Source organism: Niallia yueguangensis, from assembly GCF_052663115.1.
This window is the reverse complement of the sequence record NZ_JBQTCX010000017.1, coordinates 35,798-59,004: the sequence shown is the minus strand read 5'-3', so window position 1 is coordinate 59,004 and position 23,207 is coordinate 35,798. Positions and strand designations below refer to the sequence as shown.

The following is a 23,207-nucleotide window of genomic DNA, read 5'->3' as shown; positions in this document are numbered from 1 at the left end:
CCTATCATTTTCTTCTTAACGGAATGGGATGGAGTATAATAATCCGCCATCTTTATATAGTGCGTTTTGTCCACGTTCTAATTTAAATGCAGTATCTGGACCAAGGTTGCGGTCATAAATTTCCCCATAGTTACCAACTTGTTTAATTACTTGGTAAGCGAAATCTTTTGACAAGCCAAGCTGCTCTCCAAGATTACCTTCTTCTCCCAACAAGCGTTTAATTTCAGGGTTGTCGCTTGATTTAAAGTCATCTACGTTTTTAGAAGTAATGCCAAACTCTTCCGCTTGAATCGTAGCATATACAATCCAACTTACTGCGTCTTTCCATTTTTCATCATTATCTAATACTGCAGGCGCCAACGGCTCTTTAGAAAGTGTTGCATCTAAGATCATATGTGAATCAGGATCTTTTAACACCGATTGACGGGATACTAAACCAGATTTATCTGTTGTCCATGCATCAATGCTTCCAGATTCATATGCAGCAATAACTGCATCCGCATTGTCAAATGTTTGTGCTTTGTAATTAACGCCAGCTGCTTTCATTTGGTCAGCAAGGTTTAATTCTGTTGTTGTTCCAGTCTCTACACCAATTGTTTTGCCTTCTAAATCTTTTAATGTTTTAATGCCGCTGTCTTTTGGCACCATGATGCCTTGTCCATCGTAAAATGTTACTGTCGCAAAGCTTAAGCCAACTTCTGCATCACGGTTTGTAGTCCATGTTGTATTGCGGATTAATACATCTACTTCTTTTGATTGAACAGCTGTGAAGCGTTCATTTGCAGATAAAGGACGAAATTCTACTTTATTTGCATCGCCAAGTACACCTGCTGCTACTGCTCTTGCAAAATCTACATCAAATCCTGTGTTTTTTCCATCCGATCCTATGTATCCAAATCCAGGAAGCGCGTCATTTACGCCCGCTTTTAATGTTCCTCTTTCTTTAACCGTATCTAACATGCTTTTTTTAGACGATGATTTAGAATCAGCATTTTTACCATCACCATCTGTTTTACTTGAGCATCCAGTCAGTGCAAGTACTAGTACGAGCATTACGCTGAATAATAACGATAAAGTCTTTTTCATTTACTAATTCCCCCTAAATGTTTTTTATAAATATACATTTCCATTACAAGAAAATTCTTTATTTTCAATCTATTAATCTTTCATATATTGGAAATGACATTTAATCCAAATAGAATGTTACAAGTTCTAACAATCTTTGTCATCTTTTGTAACATCTTGTTTTTAATTATACCGATTTTTCAGATAAATACAAATGTTTTTTTCGAATACTTATTATGGGTTATCAATAAAAACGAATAAAACTTCTTCTTTTATTATTCAACAAGAATTTCCGACAGTCGAAACCTTAATAAATCAACTACAACACTACAAAAACCTATAAAATCCTATAAATTATCTCGTTCTCCACACCCTATATTCGCTTAATTTTAGGATAAATATGTTAAAATAAAAAAAGAACAGAACAATTATAAATATTTTAATATAATTAAAAAAATTTAGTTTTGCAGAAAAATAGAAGCTTATCCTGCTAATTCTCAAAAGTGGACAAACTGGAGAACGGTTGGTTTTTTCTAATTGTTAGTATTTTCCCACTATACTTTACTTTCCTTTCGCAAATTTCTCCTAAAAAAGAAGCTTTCCTATAAGTCGATGACACTGACTTACAGAAAAGCTTCTTATCTTATTCACTGTTCCAGCTTGCTGAAACAAGTTTACTCATTTTCTGAATCCATTGGGTTATATAACTTCACATCTGGATTTTTATCTTGGAACCATCTTAAAGCAAAATCATTTTCGAATAAAAACGCTTTTTTCCCAAAGCGATCTTCTACTAATAAACTTCTTCCACTTGATAGGTTATCATTTACTTCTTCATCCACAGTCCAACGTGCAATTTTTGAACCTACATTCTCCATTAAAACATCTACATTGTATTCATTTTTCATGCGATGCTCAAACACTTCAAACTGTAGTTGCCCAACAGCTCCTAAAAGATAGTCTTCAGTTTTAACCGTTTTATAAAACTGAATCGCACCTTCTTGTACAAGCTGTTGAATTCCTTTATGGAAATGTTTTTGTTTTAAAACGTTTTTGGCTGTAACTCTTACAAAAAGCTCTGGCGTAAACTGCGGTAGTTTATCGTACTGATACGGAGTCTTGCTTGAGGTTAACGTATCGCCAATTTGATAGAAGCCAGGATCATATAGACCAATTATATCGCCACTTACCGCTTCATTTACGGTGCTTCGATCATCTGCCATAAATTGGGTAGATTGTGCTAATTTAATTTGCTTTCCGGTTCTTGATAATTGAACAGACATCCCTCGTTCGAATTTTCCTGAACATATTCGCAAAAAGGCGATTCTATCTCGATGTGCTGGGTTCATATTCGCTTGAATTTTAAAGATAAAACCAGAAAATTCTTCCGAAAGCGGATCAATTTTTCCAGAAGTAGAGTTTCTTGCTTGTGGTGTAGGCGCAAAATTTAAATACGTTTCTAAAAATGTTTGCACACCAAAATTACCTAACGCACTTCCAAAGAAAACGGGAGTTAAGTCGCCACTGTTGATTTTCTCTTCAGAGAACTCATTGCCGGCTTCATTTAAAAGCATAATTTCTTCTAATGTTTGATCATATAAAGAATCTTTTTTAATCGGATGTTCGCCGTCTATTTCTCCATCTTCATTTAAAGAAATATACTTATCGCCATCTTCTACACGGAATTGTTCAATTCGATTATAATAACGATCATAAATACCTAAAAATTCTTTCCCCATTCCGATTGGCCAGTTCATTGGATAAGACTCTATGCCCATTACTTCTTCCAATTCTGCCAACAATTCTAATGGCGGTTTCCCCTGACGATCTAGTTTATTAATAAAAGTAAAAATAGGAATTCCTCTCATGCGGCACACTTTAAATAACTTTAATGTTTGTGCTTCAATTCCTTTTGCAGAATCGATAATCATTACAGCACTGTCGACAGCGGTTAATGTCCGATACGTATCTTCACTAAAATCCTGATGTCCAGGTGTATCCAATATATTTACTTTTGCATTTTTATAATCAAATTGCATTACACTTGATGTAACAGAAATACCCCTTTGTTTTTCTATTTCCATCCAATCACTTGTTGCGTATTTACCTGTTTTTTTCCCTTTTACTGTTCCTGCATCACGAATGGCGCCACCAAATAATAATAATTTTTCTGTTAACGTGGTTTTTCCTGCATCCGGATGGGAAATAATCGCAAAGGTGCGACGAGATAAAACACTCTCATTAAAATTATTAGCCATACTACTTTCCTCTCTTTTGCACTTTCATTTTAAGAGGATGTTCAAAAAGTCACCAAATAATAAGCGGCGAATCTCTTCGTTGGCTTGCTTCTAATTTGTTACCTTTTTGAACACACACTTTTAGTCCATTCCCTTATATTAGCTTGATACGAAAAAGTTTGCAACGCTTTAAATAAAACCATTTACTCAAAAATCTTTTTTTCCATTCAAATACATGTTATTTATGAATACTAAACCTAGTTTCTTCTATAATAATAGACTCTTATTGATTTTTAAGGCTGTTTTCTCGAAGTTTGTTGTTTTTTACGTAAAAAAATGGGAAAAGAAGTACCCAGCAGACTGAATACACGTAGACTCCTGTGGGAATGCGAGAAAGACGAGACCCCACAGGAGCGTATGCGACGAGGAGGCTCGATGCTCGCCCATGGAAAGCGAAGTGTATTCAGGCTGCGTGTTTAAAAGCAACTATCTATACGAAAACAGCCATTTTTAAATATTATCCAATTGCTTTATTTATTTCTTCTAGTACATTTCCTATTTGCTTATGAATGACGATATCCGCCATCGCATCAAAATCCGTCTTTTCTCCATTAATAATAATTAATTTTGCACCTGTTTGTTTCGCAATCAAAGGAAATTGATTAGCTGGAGATACGGTTAATGAAGAACCTAACACAACAAAAACATCCGATTGAATAGCCGCTTCCTCTGCATTTAAAAACGGTTTTTCAGGAAGCATTTCGCCAAATAACACAATCGAAGGCCGTAATATTCCGCCACATTTGCATTTATACTCTTGATTTAAGTATTTTTTGCTAGAGAATTCTTCCCCGCATGTTTCGCAATGCAGCTTTTGTAATGTACCATGCAATTCATCCACCTTTTTATTGCCTGCTTCTTGATGAAAACCATCTACATTTTGGGTAATAATTCGTTTTAATAAACCTTTTTTCTCCCACTCAGCTAAAATATTATGCCCTTTATGAGGTTTATACTCCTGAATTCCTAATACTCTTTCTCGATAAAAAGCAATAAAGTCCTGTACATGGTTATTTAATGCATCTGTACTAGAAAGATACGCTTTCCGTTCTTTAGTCCATAATCCACTTTTAGTTGATCGAAAATCCGGCAATCCACTTTCCGTTGACATTCCTGCCCCTGTAAACACAACTAAATGGTTTGCCTGTTTTATCAAGTCAATTATCATGACGAATCACTCCACCCTTCCTATAAAAGAATGTTCAAAAAATCACCCAAGGATAAACAACTTGCATCTTAATGGTTCGCTTTTTGAACAGACACTAATACTTACTTTTATTTTAACAGTAGACAACGTTTTGAGAAATAGCGATTGACTGACTTTTTACAATTATAACCAAAAAGAATTGATTTGTTATATTCTGCGCAAAAAGATACAATAAACTTGAATTCAATATCGGTTTATTTCAAAATAAGGAGGAGAAAATATGGCTAATTCATTAATAAGTATTCAAATTATCCCAAAAACAAAAAATGGGGAAAATGTTATTCCATATGTCGATGAAGCGATTAAAGTGATTCAAGATTCTGGTATTAAATACGAAGTACATCCATTAGAAACAACGATTGAAGGGGAATTAGATGAGTTATTTTCCATTATCAGTAAAATGAATAAAAGAATGATTGAAATCGGCAGCAGCTCTTGTTTAACACAAATTAAAGTACTTTATCAGCCATCAGGCATAACAATGGAAGACTTAACAGAGAAGTATCGATAACTATCGACGATGAAAAAAATAATCGATGCTCATATCCATCTTGACCAGTATGAACAAAACGAAATTGGAAAGATGGAGCAAGATGAATCGCTTGAAGCAGTTATTACTGTTTCCATGAATAAAAATTCTTGTATAAAAAATAAGCTGTTAACGGAAAAATACCCTTTTGTTCATGCAGCTTACGGTTTTCATCCTGAACAGCTGCTGCCTAGTGAAAAAGAAACCACGGAATTGTTTCAATGGATAAATGAGCATCATCACCGTATGATCGCCATTGGAGAAGTCGGACTTCCCCACTATGCTCGAAAAGAAAACCCAGCACTTTATCCATTAGATCCATACATTGAATTAGTAGAACAATTTATTCTAATGGCAAAAAAATATACGAAACCGATTGTATTGCATAGCATCTATGAAGAAGCGCCTATTGTGCTTCGGCTATTAGAAAAGCATAATTACATGAATGCTCAGTTTCATTGGTTTAAAGGCGATGCTGTCACGATTGAACAGTTAATCAATAACAAATGCTATGTCTCTATTACCCCAGATGTACTGTATGAAGACGAAATTCGAAAACTTGTAAAAAAATATCCACTTGATCAATTAATGGTAGAAACAGATGGTCCTTGGCCATTTGAAGGTCCATTTCACCTAAAAAAAACAACGTCAAGTATGATCCATCATACGATTAACGAAATTGCCCTGCTAAAAAAAGAACAGGTGGACATTGTCTATACACAACTTTTTACGAACACCAAAAGGTTTTTTTCCATCTAATTCATCTATTAATAAGCAAAATTTCTAAGAACAAAAGCGCAAGCGCCTTGAACAGCTCTGAAGAAAAATGTTCACATAACTCAAAAAATGCTTTTTACTTTTAGAGGCATGGGGTTATTTTTCACAAGAGCTAGGCGCTGGAGCTAGATGCGGACACAACCGACGAGTTATCCACAATCCCATTTCGTTTATAATTTCCTAAACGATAAAAAAACTTGATTCTGAAAAAACAGAATCAAGCTTTTTTATTTATTACCATTTAAAACAAGCTGCACCAACAATAATTAAAAGTATAAATAGTACAACGATTAATGCAAAACCTCCGCCGTAACCGCAGTGACCGTAGCCATAGCTAGGATAACTGCAACCATAACCGTATCCGTACATACGTTATTCCTCCCTTTTTTCTAATGGAATTTTTTAATTTTTAAAAGCCACCGTAACCCCAAGAAGCACCGATGATCACCAAAAGAATAAATAATACTACCAATAAAGCGAAACCGCCGCCGTATCCAACTTCACCCATGAATCATTACCTCCTTTTTTTAATTCTGTATATCCTATTCAAATACCCCAATATGTGCGATAGTCAAATGCACATTTTTTAGGTTTTATCACTAGATCTAATGTTTATTTGCCTAATTGATTTATTCACCACGTAAAAAAAGCGCAGGCGCCTTGCTCAGCCCCGGAGCTAGACATCCATCTAACTTCAAAATTTTATACTTTCTTATCTTTTAAAAAAAGACCCCTTACTAAGGAGTCTTTCGGAGTTAGACAAAGTTTTTTTTTGAGGCGTATTCAACAGCCTAAAAAGATGTACATAACTAATTATTTTCTTCAGTTTTTGGAATAAAGTTAAAAATTTCGTGAGATTCTAAACTGTCAACAAAACGGTTTAACCAATTATAATATTCAAGTGCATGCTGTAATTTTTCGATGTCACTTTTGGCAGCAGCTTTTATTTCCTCTGCAGTCTCTTCTTGCTGTACTAATTTTTTTAAATCAGTTAAAGATCTTTCCATTGCATATACATTCATGGACACTCCTGCCCGCCATTTGATGGTAAAAAAATCAATAAACGTTTGGTACCAATCATCTTCTGCTTTATATAAATCTTTTCGAACACCCTTTTTCCAAACTTTATCGACCATTTTTAAATCTAATAATGTTCGAACAGACGTACTCATACTTGTTTTGCTCATTCCCAATTCTTCTTTCATTTCATCTAGAGTCATTGGGTTTTCTTGAAAAAGCAACATACCGTATAGTCTTCCAATTGAATCCGTTACTCCATATAAATTAATATTTTGAGCTATTGCATCAATAACTCTTTCACGAGCAACATCTAACTGCTCTTTCCCCTCCATGATTTACTTCACATCCATCATATTATGATATTTATAATTTTGTATGATTCATTTTCTGTTAATAGATTATCATGAATGAAAAATTTGTAAAGAATGATTTTGCAAAGCAATCGAGAGCATATAAGAGGAATATTAAGCATACTTATCGTTCTGTACGTTCAGTTTTTTCTGTACGTACTTTACAAAAGAATATGGCGAAATACCGGCTTTGCCTCTTGACAGCCTATCACCTTATACTTAGTTGGTGGCAATTCGGGCTGGAACTAAAAGAGGTGAAAAAATGAAAGAAACCGTAAAAGTAAAGATTGAAGATGTTACAAAAATCTTCGGGAAAAACAGTAAAAAAGCAATAACCTTATTAAATAACGGTCATTCAAAAGGAGAAATATTACAGAAAACAGGTTCAACTGTTGGCGTAAACAAAGCTAGCTTTGAAGTAAATGCCGGCGAAATTTTTGTCATAATGGGCCTATCTGGAAGTGGAAAATCAACGCTAGTCAGAATGTTAAACCGCCTGATTGATCCTACAATAGGCAAAATTTATATTGATGGAAAAAATATTGTTGATATGTCCAAAGAAGAGCTGCGTAAAGTGAGAAGAGAAAAAATCAGCATGGTGTTTCAAAAATTCGCCCTTCTGCCACATCGAACGATATTAGAAAATACCGAATATGGATTAGAAATCCAAGGTGTGGATAAAGCCACAAGAAAACAACGTGCAGAAGAATCGCTTAAACTAGTTGGTTTAGAAGGATATGAGAGCCAATATCCTGATCAATTAAGCGGCGGAATGCAGCAAAGGGTTGGTCTTGCAAGAGCATTGGCAAATAATCCGGACATTCTTCTAATGGATGAAGCATTTAGTGCATTAGATCCGCTTATCCGCAAAGATATGCAGGATGAATTGTTAGACTTGCAAGCGAATATGGAAAAAACGATTATTTTTATTACCCATGATTTAGATGAGGCATTACGAATCGGAGACCGCATTGCCCTTATGAAAGATGGATCCATCGTTCAAGTAGGAACACCGGAAGAAATATTAATGAACCCTTCTAATGATTATGTAGAACGGTTTGTCGAAGACGTTGATCTATCGAAAGTATTAACTGCTAATCACGTTATGAAACGAGCAGAATCTGTTCAAATGGAGAAAGGACCGCGTGTTGCCCTGCAAATAATGAGAGATTTAGGAATTTCAAGCATTTATATCGTAAATAAACGAAAAGTACTGCTTGGAGCTATTACTGCAGATGATGCCAAACATGCAATCGAGCACCATCAATCAATTGAGGATATTTTGATTGAAGACATTACAACCGTGCCTGGTGATACTTTATTAACCGATTTATTTGATAAGGTTTCGTCCGCAGCTATTCCAGTATCAGTTGTAGATGCAGAAAAGCGTCTAAAAGGAATTGTTGTTAGAGGTGCAGTCATCGGCGCTCTCGCAGGAAACAATGAAAACATTAATAACCATACGGAACTTTTGGAACAGTCAAAAATGGAGGTGAGTAAATAATGGGGAATTTATTGCCTAAACTTCCGATTGCTGATTGGATTGATTCATTTGTAGATTGGTTAACGACTACTTTCGCTGTCGCTTTTGATGGTGTTTCAGAATCACTTGAATTCGTTGTTGAAGGATTAGTTACACTGTTAGCATTTATACCTTCTTATCTCTTTATGATTATATTAGCGCTCTTAGCATGGAGATTTGCCAATAAAAAAATTGCGTTGTTTACCTTAATCGGGTTATTTTTAGTCGATAATTTAGGATATTGGGAACCGATGTTAAATACATTAGCCCTTGTGCTATCCTCTGTTGTTATTTCGATTATTATCGGGGTGCCGATGGGAATCTGGGCGTCTCAGAAAAATACGGTGAAACAAATCGTTGTACCTGTACTTGATTTTATGCAGACAATGCCAGCATTTGTTTATTTAATACCTGCCATCTTTTTCTTTAACATAGGAGTCGTTCCTGGTGTAGTAGCATCTGTTATTTTTGCCATGCCCCCTACTATTCGATTAACGATTCTTGGTATTCAACAGGTTCCTAGTGATATTACGGAAGCTGCTGAAGCATTTGGAAGTACAACTGGTCAAAGATTATTAAAAGTTCAATTGCCGCTTGCGATGCCAACCATTATGGCTGGCATCAACCAAAGTATTATGCTTGCACTATCTATGGTAGTTATTGCAGCAATGGTCGGTGCACCAGGACTTGGCGCTGATGTTTATCGTGCCGTTACTCAAATCCAAATTGGTCGTGGGTTTGAAGCCGGTTTAGCTATTGTTGTAGTCGCTATTGTTCTTGATAGAATCACACAAAATATAGGAAATAAAAAAAGTGGGGGAGTTAATTAAAATGAAGAAGTTTATTAGTTTGTTTTTAGCACTAACATTAACACTTGCATTAGCAGCATGTGGATCAAAAAAAGATGAAAATGCAACAGTTGGAGATTCCGTCGATTACAAAATCGTAGGTATTGACCCAGGCGCTGGTTTAATGACAGCTGCCAATCAAGCAGTAAAAGATTATAATTTATCTGATTGGAAAGTAGTGGAAGGTTCAAGTGCTGCAATGACTGCTTCATTAAAAAAAGCGTATGATAAAAAAGAACCGATCATTGTAACTGGCTGGACGCCACATTGGATGTTCGCTGCCTATGATTTAAAATATTTAGAAGATCCTAAAGGAACATTTGGTGCTGATGAAAATATCCATACTGTTACGCGTAAAGGCTTAAAAGAAGATTTGCCAGAAGCATATAAAGTATTAGATAATTTCCACTGGGATACAGATGCTATGGGTAAAGTAATGATGGATATTACAAATGGAACCAACCCTGATAAAGCAGCTGACAAATGGGTAAAAGACAATGCTGATAAAGTAGCTGAATGGACAAAAGGCGTTAATAAAGTAAAAGGCGATAAAATTAAAATTGGTTATGTAGCTTGGGACAGTGAAATTGCCAGCACAAATGTGGTTGCAAAAGTTCTTACAGATTTAGGTTATAATGTTACATTAAGTCAGGTAGAAGCAGGTCCACTTTGGACTGGTGTGGCTGATGGAAGCTTAGATGCACATGTAGCAGCATGGCTGCCAACAACACATGCAGAATATGCTAAAAAATATGAAGGTAAATTTGAAGACTTAGGCACAAACTTAGAAGGTACTAAACTAGGATTAGTTGTCCCTAAATACATGGATATTAATTCTATTGAAGATTTAAAAAAATAACGATTTAAAAAAGATCTCCAAAAAGTGTACACTTTTTGGAGATCTTTTATTTTCCCCGACCTAACGGACGCTTTCGCTTTTCTTTGTCTAGCTACGAAGTACAGGATGTACAAGTGCCGATGTTGCCACAGGACGTGGCGTTCTTAATCGGCCAGCGTCCAGCGACTATTGTACTTCGCTCTCCTCCTTACGATAAGTCAACATCGAATCGCTTCGCTCTTCGTGTTTCCTTTATCTCATACGGAACACTCCAGTCCATTCGTCGCTTAACGGACGCTTTCGCTTTTCTTAATTTCATTTGTTAATTCATCGATGCTGTGGCGGATATTCCCTTTACCTGAAAAATTTTCAAGCAATTCTTTTACATCAATTCCTGCAGAAGCTTTTAACGATTCCTGCATCGTGGACATTAAGCTTGTAGCATAACCAGATACTTTGTTGGCTCCACCATTACTGCTGTCACTGCCTGTATCGACAACGGTAATTTTATCAATATTCGAAAATGGACTTGCCACTTGTTTTGCATATTCTGGAAGCATTTCTAATACCATATCTAAAATAGCTGCTTGTCCATACTGTTCATATGCTTCAGCAATTTTCCGTTTTGCTTCTGCTTCTGCTAAACCTTTTAAGCGGATAATTTCTGCTTCTGTTTCCCCTTTTGCTTTTTCCGCTTCCGCTTTTGCCACCCCGTCGACGCGAACCTTTTCTGCTTCCGCTTTTGCTTGTGATTCAATACGATATTGATTCGCGTCAGCTTCGGCAATTTCTCTTCTTTTATTTGCTTCAGCTGTCTGTTCCATTGCATAACGATCCGCATCTGCTTTCTTTTTCACTTCAGAATCATACTGCTTTTCTCTTCTTAAAATCTCTTTTTCTTCTAATTCTATTTGTTTTTGTCTTTCAATAATTTTAATTTGCATTTCCTGTTCTGTTACTTCTTGTTTCGAACGTGCCGTTTCTAAATCGTATGCTTGGTCAGCACGGGCTTTGGCAATATCTTGTTCTCTTCTATAGTCAGCAATTTTCATTTGATTTTCTTTTTCTGCTTCGGCAATTTCCGTTGCTCTTTCCAATTCTGCTTTTTTCGCATCTTTATCCGCTTCTGCTTTTTTAATACGTGTTTCTTTATCCGCTTCCGCCGTTGCAATATCAGCATCTCTTTTTACTTGTGCAATTCTAGGCTTACCAAGTGAATCTAAATAGCCATTTTTATCACGTACATCTTTGATCGTGAAAGAAACAATCATCAATCCCATTTTCGCTAAATCTTGTGATGCAACCCTTTGCACTTCCTGAGAGAATTTATCCCTATTTTTATAAATTTCTTCCACTGTCATACTTCCAAGGATAGATCGTAAATGACCTTCTAATACTTCCCTCGCTTCATTTTCACGATCTTGTTTGGTTTTACCTAAAAATTGTTCTGCAGCTGTTGCAATTTCTCCAATAGAACCGCCAACTTTAATAATAGCCGTACCATCTGCCATTACGGGACACCTTGTTCTGTGTAAACTTCAGGTGTCGAGACATCTAATTTACTAGATAATAAGCTTAATGGTTCTGATTGCTGAAATACAGGAAGAATAAACGAACCTCCACCTCTAATAATTTTAATGCGATTGCCACCTTCATCAACATGGACATTTTTTGAACCTAAATAGCTTCCAGTTACAATCAATGCCTCATCAGGTCCGGCTGTTTTATATTTCGCAATAAAAATACTAATTAAGGCAACTAATAATATAACAACAACTCCAACAATAATCCAAATATCAAGCATATTCTGTTTCCTCCCTCATTTTATAAGTCCTCTTGTGGAATAACATAAGCAATATTGTTTTTTACTTCGATTACGACAATTTTAGTAGAAGCATTTATTTCTTCATTATAAAAACTAGCAGCGGTTTTTACGATATGGCCACTATAGCTCTCAATCATTATTTCCCCATACCCATCTATAGGGATTGGGGTAAGTACTTTTCCTTCTCTTCCTTTTAAGGAATCATCCGTATATACTAAAGACTCTTCCGCATTTGACAAAGGAATAAATACAAAAATATGTAAACATGCTGCTACAATAAATGCCGCCGCTGCTGAAATAACAAGGATCAACAAAGTATTCATACTAGCATACTTTTCCAGTAAGTATCCGCTTGCAGATAAAATCGTTAAAAATGCCAAAATTAACGTTGGATTAAAAAAGCCAAGATCCGCACTAAAAACATCCGCAATTAATAACGTTAATAAGATGCATATTCCCGAAACTATCAGGACAATTAAATAAATGGATGTGACAGAAAATCCAAACAACTCCATAAACATCATCCTCTTTCTGTTCAATTTAATTTTGGAAAGTTACCGATCCCCTTTCTTGTAAATCTTTTCGTTCAACCCCCCTCATTTCAAATTGTTACCATATATACGAAGTAAAGGAAAAAAAGTTTCATTTTTTTAACATTTAATACTTTTCAAAAAATAAAATAGAAGTAATTTTCGGTTTTTTATTCATCTTTTAATTAGCACTTTCATATTTTACTATTACTGAAATTTATTCCTAATAATCATGTCAACTATGTTTTTTGGAGGAGACTATGAACAGTTCAGATAAATATAACGATAAAAATACTCCTTTTTTTAAAAAAATGTATTTTTTAGTAAGTTTAATAATATTGGCTCTTTTTATCACTGTATATGCAATAATTGAACACTTTTTCACCGACCCATTCACTGCAAAAAAAGATTTAGGAGAAAAAGTGATTGTTACACTTCCCAACGGAAAAAAAGTGTATACGTATGAAAATTTAATCGTAGAAGAAAACGGAAAATTACTATATAAAGGAGAAAGAAATACAATTGATTTAACGGGTGGAGTAGTTGTGCAGGAAGACTGGAAATAAGAAAAGCGCAAGCCCCCTTGCTCATCAACGGAAAAAGCTGAGGTCCACAGGATGTGGATTACACAATCGTTGCCACAGGACGTGGCGGTTTTAGATTGTGTACCTTTCAGAGATAAAGGAAACACGAAGAGCGTAGCGATTCGATGTTGACTTATCGTAGACGAGGTGAGGGAAGCGTTGAAGTCGATAGGGCGCTGGAGCTAGACACTCGTCTAAGTTGAAAATTTTATACTTTCTTATCTTTGAACAAAAGCGCAAGCGCCTTGAACAGCTCTGAAGAAAAATGTTCTCTTGGCTCAAAAGGTGTTTTTTACTTTTAGAGCCAAGATTCTAGGTTATGCACGAGCTAACAACGGCCGTCCATTATTCCATATTACTTTTACTGGTAATTCGAAAAATTGCGATAAATTTTCACTAGTCATCATGTCCTCCGTTTTACCTTTAGCAAATACGGTTCCTTTTTTCAGCAATAAGGAATGTGAAAAAATTGGCAATATTTCTTCTACATGGTGCGTAACATAAATAATAGATGGTGCATTTTCTCTTTTCGACATATTCTCAATCGTTTCTAATAATTGTTCTCTTGCAATAAAATCAAGACCTGTAGCAGGCTCATCCAATATAATAAGTTCTGGATCAAGCATCAGCGCTCTTCCGATTAATACTCTTTGCTTTTCTCCTTGTGATAAACTGCTGTATTCACGGTCCGCATAATGAAAGCAGCCTAACTGTTTGAGTAAATCGATTGCTTTGTGTCGAATTTCATCTGTTGGTGTTTCATAAAGTCCAATTGATGCATAGGCTCCACTTAAAATAATTTCATAGGCACTATCTGAAACATATAAATTTTGCTGCAATCTATTAGATACTAATCCTATTTTTCTTCGCAAAGAGCCGCCTAATTCCGCCTTGCCAAACACCTTTCCTAATACTTCTACATTTCCTACTGTTGGATGGTAATAAGCACAAAGCATATTTAACAAAGCTGTTTTACCAGCACCATTTAAACCATATAAAACCCAATGCTCTCCTTTTTTAATTTCCCAATTAACGTTTTGCAAAATCCAGTGACCGCTTCTTTTTAACCCTACCCCTTCAGCTCGTACGATCATCTCTATCCCTCCATTTCTTTCCTTAGTTATTTTGTATAAAAATATCAGTTTATAAAGTTACATCCAGATTAATCAAAAGCGTTACTAACAGACTAAGGCCCTCTTTTTTAAGAGGGCCTCAGTTATTATTAACTTAACCAATTAAACCTTGAGTTTTTAGTGCACTTTCTAATCCTGCAACTGCTTCTGCTGCATCATCACCAGTAGCAGAAATAGTAATTTCTCCACCTTTAGGTACTCCTAATGACATAACACCCATAATCGATTTTAAGTTAACGGATTTTCCGTTGTATGCAATTTGTACCTCTGAAGTATACTTACTAGCAGTGCTAACCAATAAAGTAGCTGGTCTAGCATGAATTCCAGTTTCATCAATAATAGTAAAAGTTTTTTCGCTCATTACAAAGTCCCTCCGTGAAAAAAAATGTCTTACTTTTCTATTTTAGCTGATTTTCCTATGTATTACTAACTTTTTTCTTCTCTTATGCTATTTTCATTATTCCTCTTTCTAAAAAATCAATCTGATTGTTTTCATTTATTTAACTAGTTCTCTTTTTTTGGCACTTTGCACAAATTCAGCAAATAATTGATTCATTTGTTCATTCGTTGCTGCCATCGATTCGGGATGCCACTGAATACCTAATAAGAAATTGGAATAGTTAGTATGTTCGACTGCTTCAATAATGCCATCCGCACTTTGTGCAACAACCTGTAAATCATGTCCAACTTGGTCAATTGCCTGATGATGCAAACTATTAACCCTAACAGTCGTATCCCCCAAAATTGCAGCAAGTCTGCTGTTTTCATCTACTTTAATCCAATGTGTATCCCAGCTTCGATCCACTGTTTGACTATGTTTGATACTATCTTTTACAACACTTGGAATATCTTGAATAAGCGTGCCTCCAAGAGCAACATTTAATATTTGAACGCCACGACAAATAGCTAAAATGGGAAGGTTTCGCCTCATCGCAGCTTTTATTATATTCCATTCTACTTTATCTCGTAGAGGTGTGGTTGCTCCTAACATTTGGTGAGGGTCTTGTTTATACATAGATGGGTCTACATCTTCTCCGCCGCTTAATAAAATAGCATCACATTGTTCCACCATCTCTTCTGCTAATTCCTCCTGAACAAATGGCAAAATAATCGGCAGCCCTCCGTTTTTAGCAATTGTTTTTTGATAATCATGGTGCGTATAAGTACCTTCCATACACTTATTATGAAACACATATGCGCCAGTTATTCCAATTACAGGTTTTTTCCCCATTGTGACCGTCCCCTTCTATTGTAAGATTCATCTTAATATTTTTAATATTAAGACTAAAACACATAGGAATAAATGTCAATCTTTTGAATATTAATTAGAAAAGCGGAGGCGCCTTGCTCAGCCCCGAAGAAAAATGTTCTCTGGCTCAAAAAGTGCTCTTTACTTTTAGAGACAAGAGGTTATCTTTCACAGGGGCTAGACGCCGGAGCTAGACACTAGTCTAAGTTCAAAAAGTTATGCTTTCTTATCTTAAGAACAAAAGCGAAAGCGCCTTGAACAGCTCTGAAGAAAAATGTTCACATGACTTAAAAAGTACTTTTTACTTTTGGCTGTTTTCTCAAAGCTTGTTGTTTCCCACATGGAAAATTAGAGAAGTAGTACTCAGCAGACTGAATACACGTATACTCCTGTGGGAATGCGAGAAAGTCGAGACCCCACAGGAGCGTATGCGACGAGGAGGCTTGACGCTCGCCCACGGAAAGCGAAGTGTATTCAGTCTGCGAATTTAAAAGCAACAATCTATACGAAAACAGCTAAACTGCCTTACTTTTAGAGACATAGGGTTATTTTTCACAAGAGCTAGGTGCTGGCCGATTAAAGGCGCCACGTCCTGTAGCAACATCGGCACTAGTACGTCCTGTACGTCGAAGCTAGATGCGGACCCAACCACTAAATTATCCAGAACTCCGTTTCGTTTATAATTTCCTATAACAAAAGTATGATGAATGCTGTATCGTTAATAACGAAGTATTTTAATCGGCCTGAAAAAAATTTCTATTATTATCATTAAATTATTTTCTGAATCTCACTACCAAATAACCTTCCAATTATGATTACATGTTGCCGTTACTATTTTTCTCTCCCTTATATAATTCGCAATAAGCTCGGACATATCCATTTGAACTTCACGAACAACCGATTTGTTCTGGAACATCATATAATTTCCTCCGCCACCTGCACGATAATTATTCATAACTACTTCGTACGTTTTATTTTCTTCCAACGGTTTTCCTTCATAAGAAAGCTTGACTACCCTGCTGCCTACTGGTTTTGAAATATCTAATATATATTCAATTCCTTCCCACATATCGTAATTGTAGTGCTGTGGTTTCGGATAAACAAAAGAAGGATTCACGTCAGGTTCTCCCTTTTCGTTAACTGTAAAGTATTTTGCACTATGCTCTAAGGCTGATTTTATATCTTTTCCTTGTAACGCGAGGACCTTTAATGTATTCGGATATATATAATTGGAAACGATATCTCGCATCGTTACATTCGGTCTAAAACCTGGTGACTTATTGTTAAACAAAGCAGTATTAGCTATCTTTACATTCGCCGCTTCCATTTGCACTTTATTGATAAATTCAATCAAGCTGCTGTCTCCTAAACGTATAGCTAATGGATCTTCTACCATCATATCCCCATCAATAAACCCGATTGGTGTGTCTAACCAATGTTGTGTACTTTTTTCGTATTCCTTTGCAAATGCGATTATTTCTTCATCAGAATCAACCGCTTCAACCGATAATAATTCAGAAGATTTATCGATAATTTCTCCCTTTTCATTTAAGGTAATTGTAATCTTTCCAACCGTTTGGCCATTGTTGCTGGCTTGCATAATTTCTGTACCGTATAAAGAACCTGTTAAAGAGCGATGTTGATGACCTGTTAATAATACATCTAGGCCTTCTATTTCTTTACACATACTGTAACCCTGATTTTCCCCCGTTAAAACTTCTGTTGGTTCACCCGTTGCTATATCTCGTTCAAAACCGCCGTGATACGACATGATGATGACATCTGGCTGTTCTGTTTCTTTAATTTTTGTTATCCATTCCTTCGCACTGGCTAATGCATCTTTAAATGCTAATCCATTAATATGACTTGGGTCTTCCCAATTAGGAATATAATGAGTGGTTATTCCTAAAATAGCAATTTTAAATGCTCCGACATTTTTTATTATGTATGGTTTGCCAAGAAAGGGTTCCTTAGTATTGCTATCTACAATATTCGCACAAAGCCATGGAAAATCAGATTCATAAATAGCCTTTTTAAGAACTTTTAAGCCATAATTAAATTCATGGTTGCCAACAACAGCTGCATCGTATTGCACCATGTTTAAACATTCAATCATCGGGTTCTTTTTTTCAAATAAAAAATGTACATAATGATAGGTTAAGGGTGTTCCTTGAATTAAGTCTCCATTATCTATTACAATCGTATGTTTATTTTTTTTCCGCTCCTGTTCGATTAATGTTGCTACTTTTGCTAAACCTACATTTGCTTGCTCATTATTCCCATAATTTAATGGATATATATTTCCGTGTACATCACTTGTTACTAAAATAGTTACGGTTGTATTTGTCAAGATTTCATCTCCTTACAAAATGGTGATTTTCACTTTTCAACCTTTTTTTATTATAGTAGAAGAATTTATTTCTCTCACCAATTCTTCCAACCCTTAAATATAGTAAATAAACACTAATAAATATTTTACAATATATGTTTACTCCATACAATTATCTATTGATATTTCAATGTTTTAATAAATTTTTCGATATTAAAGTAATTTAAAAATGATATAAATTTTAAATTTACAAAAATAAAATAGTTTTTTTACCCGAATTTTTACCACTTTCCACCAATTACATGGTATATTTTACATGTAATAAAATATACATAAAATGGGGGTAGAAAAATGTTCAAAAAACTAGCAGCATTCGGTATTTCTTTATCATTAGCAGCTGGGTTACTAAGCGCTTGTGGCTCATCAAGTAATGTGAATGGCTCAAAAGCAGACGTATATGTTCCAAAAGAATTAACGGTTCAATTTGTCCCTTCTTCCAATGCTAGTACTTTAGAAGCAAAAGCTAAACCGTTAGAAGGCTTATTATCTAAAGAATTAGGAATTCCCGTAAAAGTTAGTGTTTCTACAAACTACAACACTATTATTGAAGCGATGGCTTCTAAAAAAGTGGATGTTGGTTTCTTGCCTCCAACTGCATATGTTCTAGCAAAAGAGAAAAAAGCAGCAGAGGTCATTCTGCAATCACAACGTAAAGGAATTAACGATGATGGATCACAAAATGATCAATTAGTAGATTTCTACAATAGTATTTTCGTTGTGAAAAAAGATTCTAATATAAACAGCGTTGCAGACCTTAAAGGGAAAAAGATTGCTTTCCAAGATGTAACATCTTCTGCTGGGTATGTTTGGCCAGCTGCTACTTTAATGGAAAATAATATTGATCCACAAAAAGATGTAGAAGGAGTCAATGTTAAAGGGCATGACCAAGCGGTTATTTCCTTATTAAACGGCGATGTAGATGCAGCAGTTGTATTCCAGGATGCACGAAATATAGTAAAAGCCGACTATCCTAAAGTATTTGAAGACACAAAAGTAATTGCTAAAACAGAAGCAATTCCGAATGATACTATTTCCGTTCGCTCCGATATGGACAAAGACTGGCAAAAGAAACTTCAAGATGCCTTTATTAAAATCGGTCAAAGTGATGATGGACACAAAATTATCAGTGAAATCTATACACATGAAGGATATGTTGTATCAGACGACAGCAAATTTGATATAGTTCGTGAATATTCTAAAAAGGTAAAGACTGAGTAGTTTGTTATTTTATTAGAGAGTAGATATAAACTTTGATGTCCTTTTTATATATGGTCATTACATATTAATAATGATTTTACTTCTAGATAAATCATTATTAACAATGTCTCTATCTCTCCTTATTTATCTGCTTAACCATTTTGTTTAGTTGAATGGTTGAGCTTTTTTTCTATTTAATCGTTTCCATACTTAAATGTTTTAAATAATACAATAGAAAGGTGGTTAACAATTGATTCAGTTTAAAAATGTAACGAAAATTTATCCAAATGGCACAAAAGGTTTAAATAACATTAACATAACTATTAATAAAGGAGAATTTATTGTTATTGTCGGGCTTTCTGGGGCAGGCAAATCAACTTTTCTTCGTTCCATAAACCGCCTTCATGAAATATCAGAAGGAGAAATACTCATTGATGGACAGTCAATTACTGCTGCCAAGGGCGCTGGTTTAAGAAAGATCCGCCGTGATATCGGCATGATTTTCCAAAGTTTTAATCTAGTAAAACGATCTTCTGTATTAAGAAATGTATTGTCTGGACGTGTCGGCTACCATAATACATTACGGACTATATTAGGTTTGTTTCCAAAAGAAGATGTTGAATTATCTCTTAGTGCATTAAAACGTGTAAATATATTAGAAAAAGCATATTCACGTGCTGATGAATTATCTGGTGGTCAACAACAGCGTGTTTCTATTGCAAGGGCTTTAGCACAAGAAGCACAGATTATTTTAGCAGATGAACCTGTTGCATCCCTTGACCCGCTTACAACAAAACAAGTAATGGATGACTTAAAACGCATCAATGAAGAAGATGGTATTACTACCGTTGTAAACCTGCACTTTATCGATTTAGCTCGAGAGTATGCCACAAGAATTATTGGTCTCCGTGCTGGAGAAGTTGTGTTTGACGGACCTGTAGAAGCAGCTACAGATGATGTGTTTGCTGAGATCTACGGAAGACCTATCCAAAAAGATGAACTATTAGGTGAGCCAGTATGAGTACAAACGATAAGAAAAAATCAACAACATTTTCTGTACCTACACCTCCAGCAAAAACAAAGAATATTTGGACAGTGCTTTTAATAGTACTTTTATTGTGGTGGAGCGCCTATAAAACAGACTCTTCCCTTAGCGATTTAACAGTAGGCTTTCCGAATATGTTTGATTTGCTTATACAAATGTGGCCACCAAACTGGGAGTATTTCGAAAAAATATTAGAACCTATGATAGAGACGATAAGAATGGCAATTATCGGCACTACTTTTGGGGCAATTATCGCTGTTCCTCTCGCCTTTTTTTGTGCAAATAACATCTTTCGTGTGTCTTTCATTTATTTTCCATTTCGTTTTATTCTTAACTTAATTCGGACTATACCAGATTTATTATTAGCCTCTATTTTTGTTGCTATTTTTGGATTGGGAGCTTTACCCGGCATACTTGCCTTATCTGTATTTTCTATCGGCCTTATTGCAAAGTTATTATATGAAGCAATAGAAGCCATTGATCCAAGTCCTTTAGAAGCAATGACAGCTGTTGGGGCAAATAAAGTACAATGGGTATTTTTTGGTGTGATTCCTCAAATTACTGCTCATTTCTCTAGTTATGTATTATATACATTTGAAGTAAATGTCCGTGCAGCTGCCATTCTTGGATTGGTTGGTGCAGGAGGGATTGGTGAATATTATGATAAGACGCTTGGTTTTCTTGAATATGATAAAACAGCATCAATTATTATATTGACACTAATCATCGTGCTGGAAATAGATTACTTAAGTACGAAATTACGGGAGAAATTATTATGAGCCAATCAACAACTAATTTAACTAAACCGAAAAAGAAATATATATTAAGAACTGTCATTTTCGTGTTGTTGGCACTAATCTATATTTGGGCGTTTTCAGGTTTCACTTTAGATGGTATAAAAGACTCCGCTAGTCAAATATCAAAAGCTATTTTTTCTGGGATTTTTCATCCTGATTGGGATTATGTTTATTTGCCGGATGGAGAAGATTTACTTCGCGGCTTATTAGATACGCTGGCAATCGCAATACTGGGTACATTTACTTCTGCTATACTATGTGTCCCATATGCGTTTTGGGCAGCAAATAATATGAGTAAAGGAAAAACTATTTCAGGAACAGGCAAATTTATTTTGAGCTTTATTCGTACATTTCCTGAAATTGTAATGGCTATTCTTTTTATTAAAGCCGTCGGTCCAGGTTCATTTGCTGGTGTCCTTGCACTTGGTCTTCACTCAATCGGCATGCTTGGAAAACTATTTTCGGAAGAAATTGAAAACCTTGATACGGGACCGACGGAAGCATTAATTGCTACTGGTGCAAATCGCTTTCAAATTTTATGGTTTGCCGTCTTGCCGCAAGTAATGCCAGGATTTTTATCTTATACGCTGTACCGCTTTGAAATTAATATTCGTTCTGCAGCTATACTTGGAGTAATCGGCGCAGGGGGAATAGGTACTCCACTAATCTTCGCATTAGCTTCTAGAGACTGGGATAGAGTTGGGATTATTTTATTAGGCATTATCGTGATGGTAACCATTATTGATGCCCTTTCAGGAATTTTAAGACGGAAAATCGTATAGTGTTGCTTTGATTTAATGAAGAAAGGCTTAAGAATTTTTGTCAAAGATAAAGCTTGACATTCATCTAACTTCAAAAATTTTAAGTTTCTTCACATACAAAAAAGGGGACTTTTCCTTACGTCGTTAAAATCTCGACTTGGACCAGTCCCTTTTATTCGCTTCCCTAAACTCTAATTGATACAATAATAAATAAACAATTAACACGAGGTGAAAACAATGACAAACCGCAAGCTACTCGTTACACATGATTTGCAGCCTGCTCTTCTAGATCAAATTAAGTCTGTTATACCAAATTGGGATATTTATGCTTCTGCAGAGGCAAATAGATGGGAATCACATCTATCGGATGCAGAAATTATTCTTGGATGGCGTGGAAATTGGGATAACAAGCTAGTATTTAATAATAAAGAATTAAAGTGGATTCAAACATGGAGTGCCGGTGTTAACTCTCTTCCCTTACATGAATTGGCCGAAAAAAATGTATTGGTTACAAGTGCAAATGGAGTGCATAGTTTTCCCATTTCAGAAACCGTATTTGCTCTTATGTTAGCACTTACAAGAAAAATTGATACATATGTTAAAAATCAGCAAAATAAAGTATGGGATGACAGTAAAATCGAACTCGAAATCCATAAAAAAACGGTTGGAATTATTGGGGTCGGTGCGATTGGCAAGGAAACAGCAAAAATAGCAAAAGCATTTGGCATGAAGGTATTAGGTGTTCGCCATTCCGGGAAACAAGCTGAGTTTGTTGATGAAATGTATAAACAATCAGACTTAAACAAAATCCTTCCTCACTGTGATTATATCGTAGTTACATTGCCCCTTACCGACGAAACACATTATTTATTTCAAAAAGAACAGTTTAGCAAAATGAAAGATACTGCATTTTTTATTAATATTGGTCGTGGAGAAATTGTAAAAGAAGAAGATTTAGTTTCAGCATTAAAAGATGGAGAAATAGCAGGTGCTGGATTAGATGTATTTGAAACAGAACCACTACAAAAAGAAAGCCCACTCTGGGAAATGGAAAATGTCATTATAACTCCCCACACTTCCGGTTCAACAGCACAATACGATAAACGAGTAATAGAAGATATTTTTCTTCCTAATTTAAAAACCTATTTAAAAGACGGTTCTCTTCCATATAATCTAGTGAATTATCAAAAAGGCTATTAATAAACGATCACATCGTAAATAAACAGGATGAGGAAGTTTAAAAA

General features: G+C 35.4%; 22 protein-coding genes and 1 pseudogene. 11 read left to right on the top strand and 12 right to left on the bottom strand.

Annotated features, from left to right (window positions below; all coding sequences use genetic code 11):
• Window positions 1–15: 15 nt before the first annotated feature.
• The 3 genes from ACTYA4_RS15470 to ACTYA4_RS15460 form a co-directional block, all read right to left on the bottom strand.
• Entirely contained in the window at window positions 16–1,086 is a 1,071-nt protein-coding gene (locus ACTYA4_RS15470; RefSeq protein ID WP_443483049.1) for an amino acid ABC transporter substrate-binding protein, read from the bottom strand.
• Between the two features lie 653 nt (window positions 1,087–1,739).
• On the bottom strand, window positions 1,740–3,323 hold the full coding sequence (locus tag ACTYA4_RS15465; protein WP_445505712.1) for a peptide chain release factor 3: 1,584 nt from the start codon (window positions 3,321–3,323) through the stop codon (window positions 1,740–1,742).
• Between the two features lie 496 nt (window positions 3,324–3,819).
• Window positions 3,820–4,530, bottom strand: a complete 711-nt coding sequence (locus ACTYA4_RS15460) for an NAD-dependent protein deacylase (RefSeq protein ID WP_443483051.1) — start codon at window positions 4,528–4,530, stop codon at window positions 3,820–3,822.
• Between the two features lie 259 nt (window positions 4,531–4,789).
• On the opposite strand from ACTYA4_RS15460, the gene ACTYA4_RS15455 reads away from it, so the two are divergent.
• Together ACTYA4_RS15455 and ACTYA4_RS15450 are read left to right on the top strand one after the other, a co-directional pair.
• Window positions 4,790–5,080, top strand: coding sequence for a thiamine-binding protein (locus ACTYA4_RS15455; protein WP_443483052.1), 291 nt, complete (start codon window positions 4,790–4,792; stop codon window positions 5,078–5,080).
• Between the two features lie 9 nt (window positions 5,081–5,089).
• Window positions 5,090–5,857, top strand: coding sequence for a TatD family hydrolase (locus ACTYA4_RS15450; protein ID WP_443483053.1), 768 nt, complete (start codon window positions 5,090–5,092; stop codon window positions 5,855–5,857).
• Window positions 5,858–6,109: 252 nt separating this feature from the next.
• Here ACTYA4_RS15450 and ACTYA4_RS15445 read toward each other — a convergent pair whose 3' ends face one another.
• The 3 genes from ACTYA4_RS15445 to ACTYA4_RS15435 all read right to left on the bottom strand — a co-directional run bounded on the left by ACTYA4_RS15445 (window position 6,110) and on the right by ACTYA4_RS15435 (window position 7,227).
• Entirely contained in the window at window positions 6,110–6,244 is a 135-nt protein-coding gene (locus ACTYA4_RS15445; RefSeq protein WP_443483054.1) for a YjcZ family sporulation protein, read from the bottom strand.
• Window positions 6,245–6,284: 40 nt separating this feature from the next.
• Window positions 6,285–6,383 (bottom strand): YjcZ family sporulation protein, encoded by a 99-nt coding sequence (locus tag ACTYA4_RS15440; RefSeq protein WP_101177663.1) that lies wholly within the window; start codon window positions 6,381–6,383, stop codon window positions 6,285–6,287.
• Between the two features lie 301 nt (window positions 6,384–6,684).
• Entirely contained in the window at window positions 6,685–7,227 is a 543-nt protein-coding gene (locus ACTYA4_RS15435; protein ID WP_443483055.1) for a GbsR/MarR family transcriptional regulator, read from the bottom strand.
• 280 nt (window positions 7,228–7,507) lie between these two features.
• On the opposite strand from ACTYA4_RS15435, the gene proV reads away from it, so the two are divergent.
• The 3 genes from proV to ACTYA4_RS15420 are packed head-to-tail and all read left to right on the top strand — an operon-like array spanning window position 7,508 to window position 10,474.
• Entirely contained in the window at window positions 7,508–8,749 is a 1,242-nt protein-coding gene (gene proV / locus ACTYA4_RS15430; RefSeq protein ID WP_443483056.1) for a glycine betaine/L-proline ABC transporter ATP-binding protein ProV, read from the top strand.
• A complete protein-coding gene (locus ACTYA4_RS15425) occupies window positions 8,749–9,597 on the top strand; it encodes an ABC transporter permease (RefSeq protein WP_443483057.1) in 849 nt (282 codons plus the stop codon). Before proV ends, ACTYA4_RS15425 begins: the two co-directional genes overlap by 1 nt.
• A gap of 1 nt (window position 9,598) precedes the next feature.
• Window positions 9,599–10,474, top strand: a complete 876-nt coding sequence (locus ACTYA4_RS15420) for a glycine betaine ABC transporter substrate-binding protein (protein ID WP_443483058.1) — start codon at window positions 9,599–9,601, stop codon at window positions 10,472–10,474.
• A gap of 266 nt (window positions 10,475–10,740) precedes the next feature.
• On the opposite strand, the pseudogene floT reads toward ACTYA4_RS15420, so the two are convergent.
• Together floT and ACTYA4_RS15410 are read right to left on the bottom strand one after the other, a co-directional pair.
• Window positions 10,741–12,257, bottom strand: a pseudogene (gene floT / locus ACTYA4_RS15415) (flotillin lipid rafts scaffold protein FloT).
• Window positions 12,258–12,277: 20 nt separating this feature from the next.
• Window positions 12,278–12,793, bottom strand: coding sequence for an NfeD family protein (locus ACTYA4_RS15410; protein WP_443483060.1), 516 nt, complete (start codon window positions 12,791–12,793; stop codon window positions 12,278–12,280).
• 275 nt (window positions 12,794–13,068) lie between these two features.
• Between ACTYA4_RS15410 and ACTYA4_RS15405 the strand changes: the two genes are divergently transcribed.
• Window positions 13,069–13,374, top strand: a complete 306-nt coding sequence (locus tag ACTYA4_RS15405) for a hypothetical protein (RefSeq protein ID WP_443483061.1) — start codon at window positions 13,069–13,071, stop codon at window positions 13,372–13,374.
• Between the two features lie 335 nt (window positions 13,375–13,709).
• On the opposite strand, the gene ACTYA4_RS15400 is transcribed toward ACTYA4_RS15405, so the two are convergent.
• The 4 genes from ACTYA4_RS15400 to ACTYA4_RS15385 all read right to left on the bottom strand — a co-directional run bounded on the left by ACTYA4_RS15400 (window position 13,710) and on the right by ACTYA4_RS15385 (window position 18,124).
• Window positions 13,710–14,486 carry an ABC transporter ATP-binding protein gene (locus tag ACTYA4_RS15400; RefSeq protein ID WP_443483062.1) on the bottom strand — a complete coding sequence of 259 codons (777 nt, stop codon included), beginning with the start codon at window positions 14,484–14,486 and terminating at the stop codon, window positions 13,710–13,712.
• Window positions 14,487–14,619: 133 nt separating this feature from the next.
• The gene (locus ACTYA4_RS15395; protein WP_443483063.1) at window positions 14,620–14,886 is read right to left on the bottom strand and encodes a phosphocarrier protein HPr; all 267 of its coding nucleotides are present in this window, start codon (window positions 14,884–14,886) and stop codon (window positions 14,620–14,622) included.
• A gap of 135 nt (window positions 14,887–15,021) precedes the next feature.
• Entirely contained in the window at window positions 15,022–15,756 is a 735-nt protein-coding gene (locus ACTYA4_RS15390) for a gamma-glutamyl-gamma-aminobutyrate hydrolase family protein (RefSeq protein WP_445505711.1), read from the bottom strand.
• An 808-nt stretch (window positions 15,757–16,564) separates the two neighbouring features.
• The gene (locus tag ACTYA4_RS15385) at window positions 16,565–18,124 is read right to left on the bottom strand and encodes a bifunctional metallophosphatase/5'-nucleotidase (RefSeq protein WP_443483065.1); all 1,560 of its coding nucleotides are present in this window, start codon (window positions 18,122–18,124) and stop codon (window positions 16,565–16,567) included.
• Window positions 18,125–18,454: 330 nt separating this feature from the next.
• Here ACTYA4_RS15385 and ACTYA4_RS15380 point away from each other — a divergent pair, with 330 nt between their 5' ends.
• The 5 genes from ACTYA4_RS15380 to ACTYA4_RS15360 all read left to right on the top strand — a co-directional run bounded on the left by ACTYA4_RS15380 (window position 18,455) and on the right by ACTYA4_RS15360 (window position 23,163).
• Window positions 18,455–19,381 carry a phosphate/phosphite/phosphonate ABC transporter substrate-binding protein gene (locus tag ACTYA4_RS15380; protein ID WP_443483066.1) on the top strand — a complete coding sequence of 309 codons (927 nt, stop codon included), beginning with the start codon at window positions 18,455–18,457 and terminating at the stop codon, window positions 19,379–19,381.
• Between the two features lie 229 nt (window positions 19,382–19,610).
• A complete protein-coding gene (phnC, locus tag ACTYA4_RS15375) occupies window positions 19,611–20,381 on the top strand; it encodes a phosphonate ABC transporter ATP-binding protein (RefSeq protein WP_445505710.1) in 771 nt (256 codons plus the stop codon).
• Window positions 20,378–21,184, top strand: a complete 807-nt coding sequence (gene phnE, locus ACTYA4_RS15370) for a phosphonate ABC transporter, permease protein PhnE (protein ID WP_443483068.1) — start codon at window positions 20,378–20,380, stop codon at window positions 21,182–21,184. Before phnC ends, phnE (ACTYA4_RS15370) begins: the two co-directional genes overlap by 4 nt.
• Window positions 21,181–21,984, top strand: coding sequence for a phosphonate ABC transporter, permease protein PhnE (gene phnE, locus ACTYA4_RS15365; RefSeq protein ID WP_443483069.1), 804 nt, complete (start codon window positions 21,181–21,183; stop codon window positions 21,982–21,984). The genes phnE (ACTYA4_RS15370) and phnE (ACTYA4_RS15365) overlap by 4 nt, the downstream gene beginning before the upstream one ends.
• A 216-nt stretch (window positions 21,985–22,200) precedes the next feature.
• Window positions 22,201–23,163: a D-2-hydroxyacid dehydrogenase gene (locus tag ACTYA4_RS15360; RefSeq protein ID WP_443483070.1), complete on the top strand. Its 963-nt coding sequence runs from the start codon at window positions 22,201–22,203 to the stop codon at window positions 23,161–23,163.
• Window positions 23,164–23,207: the final 44 nt, after the last annotated feature.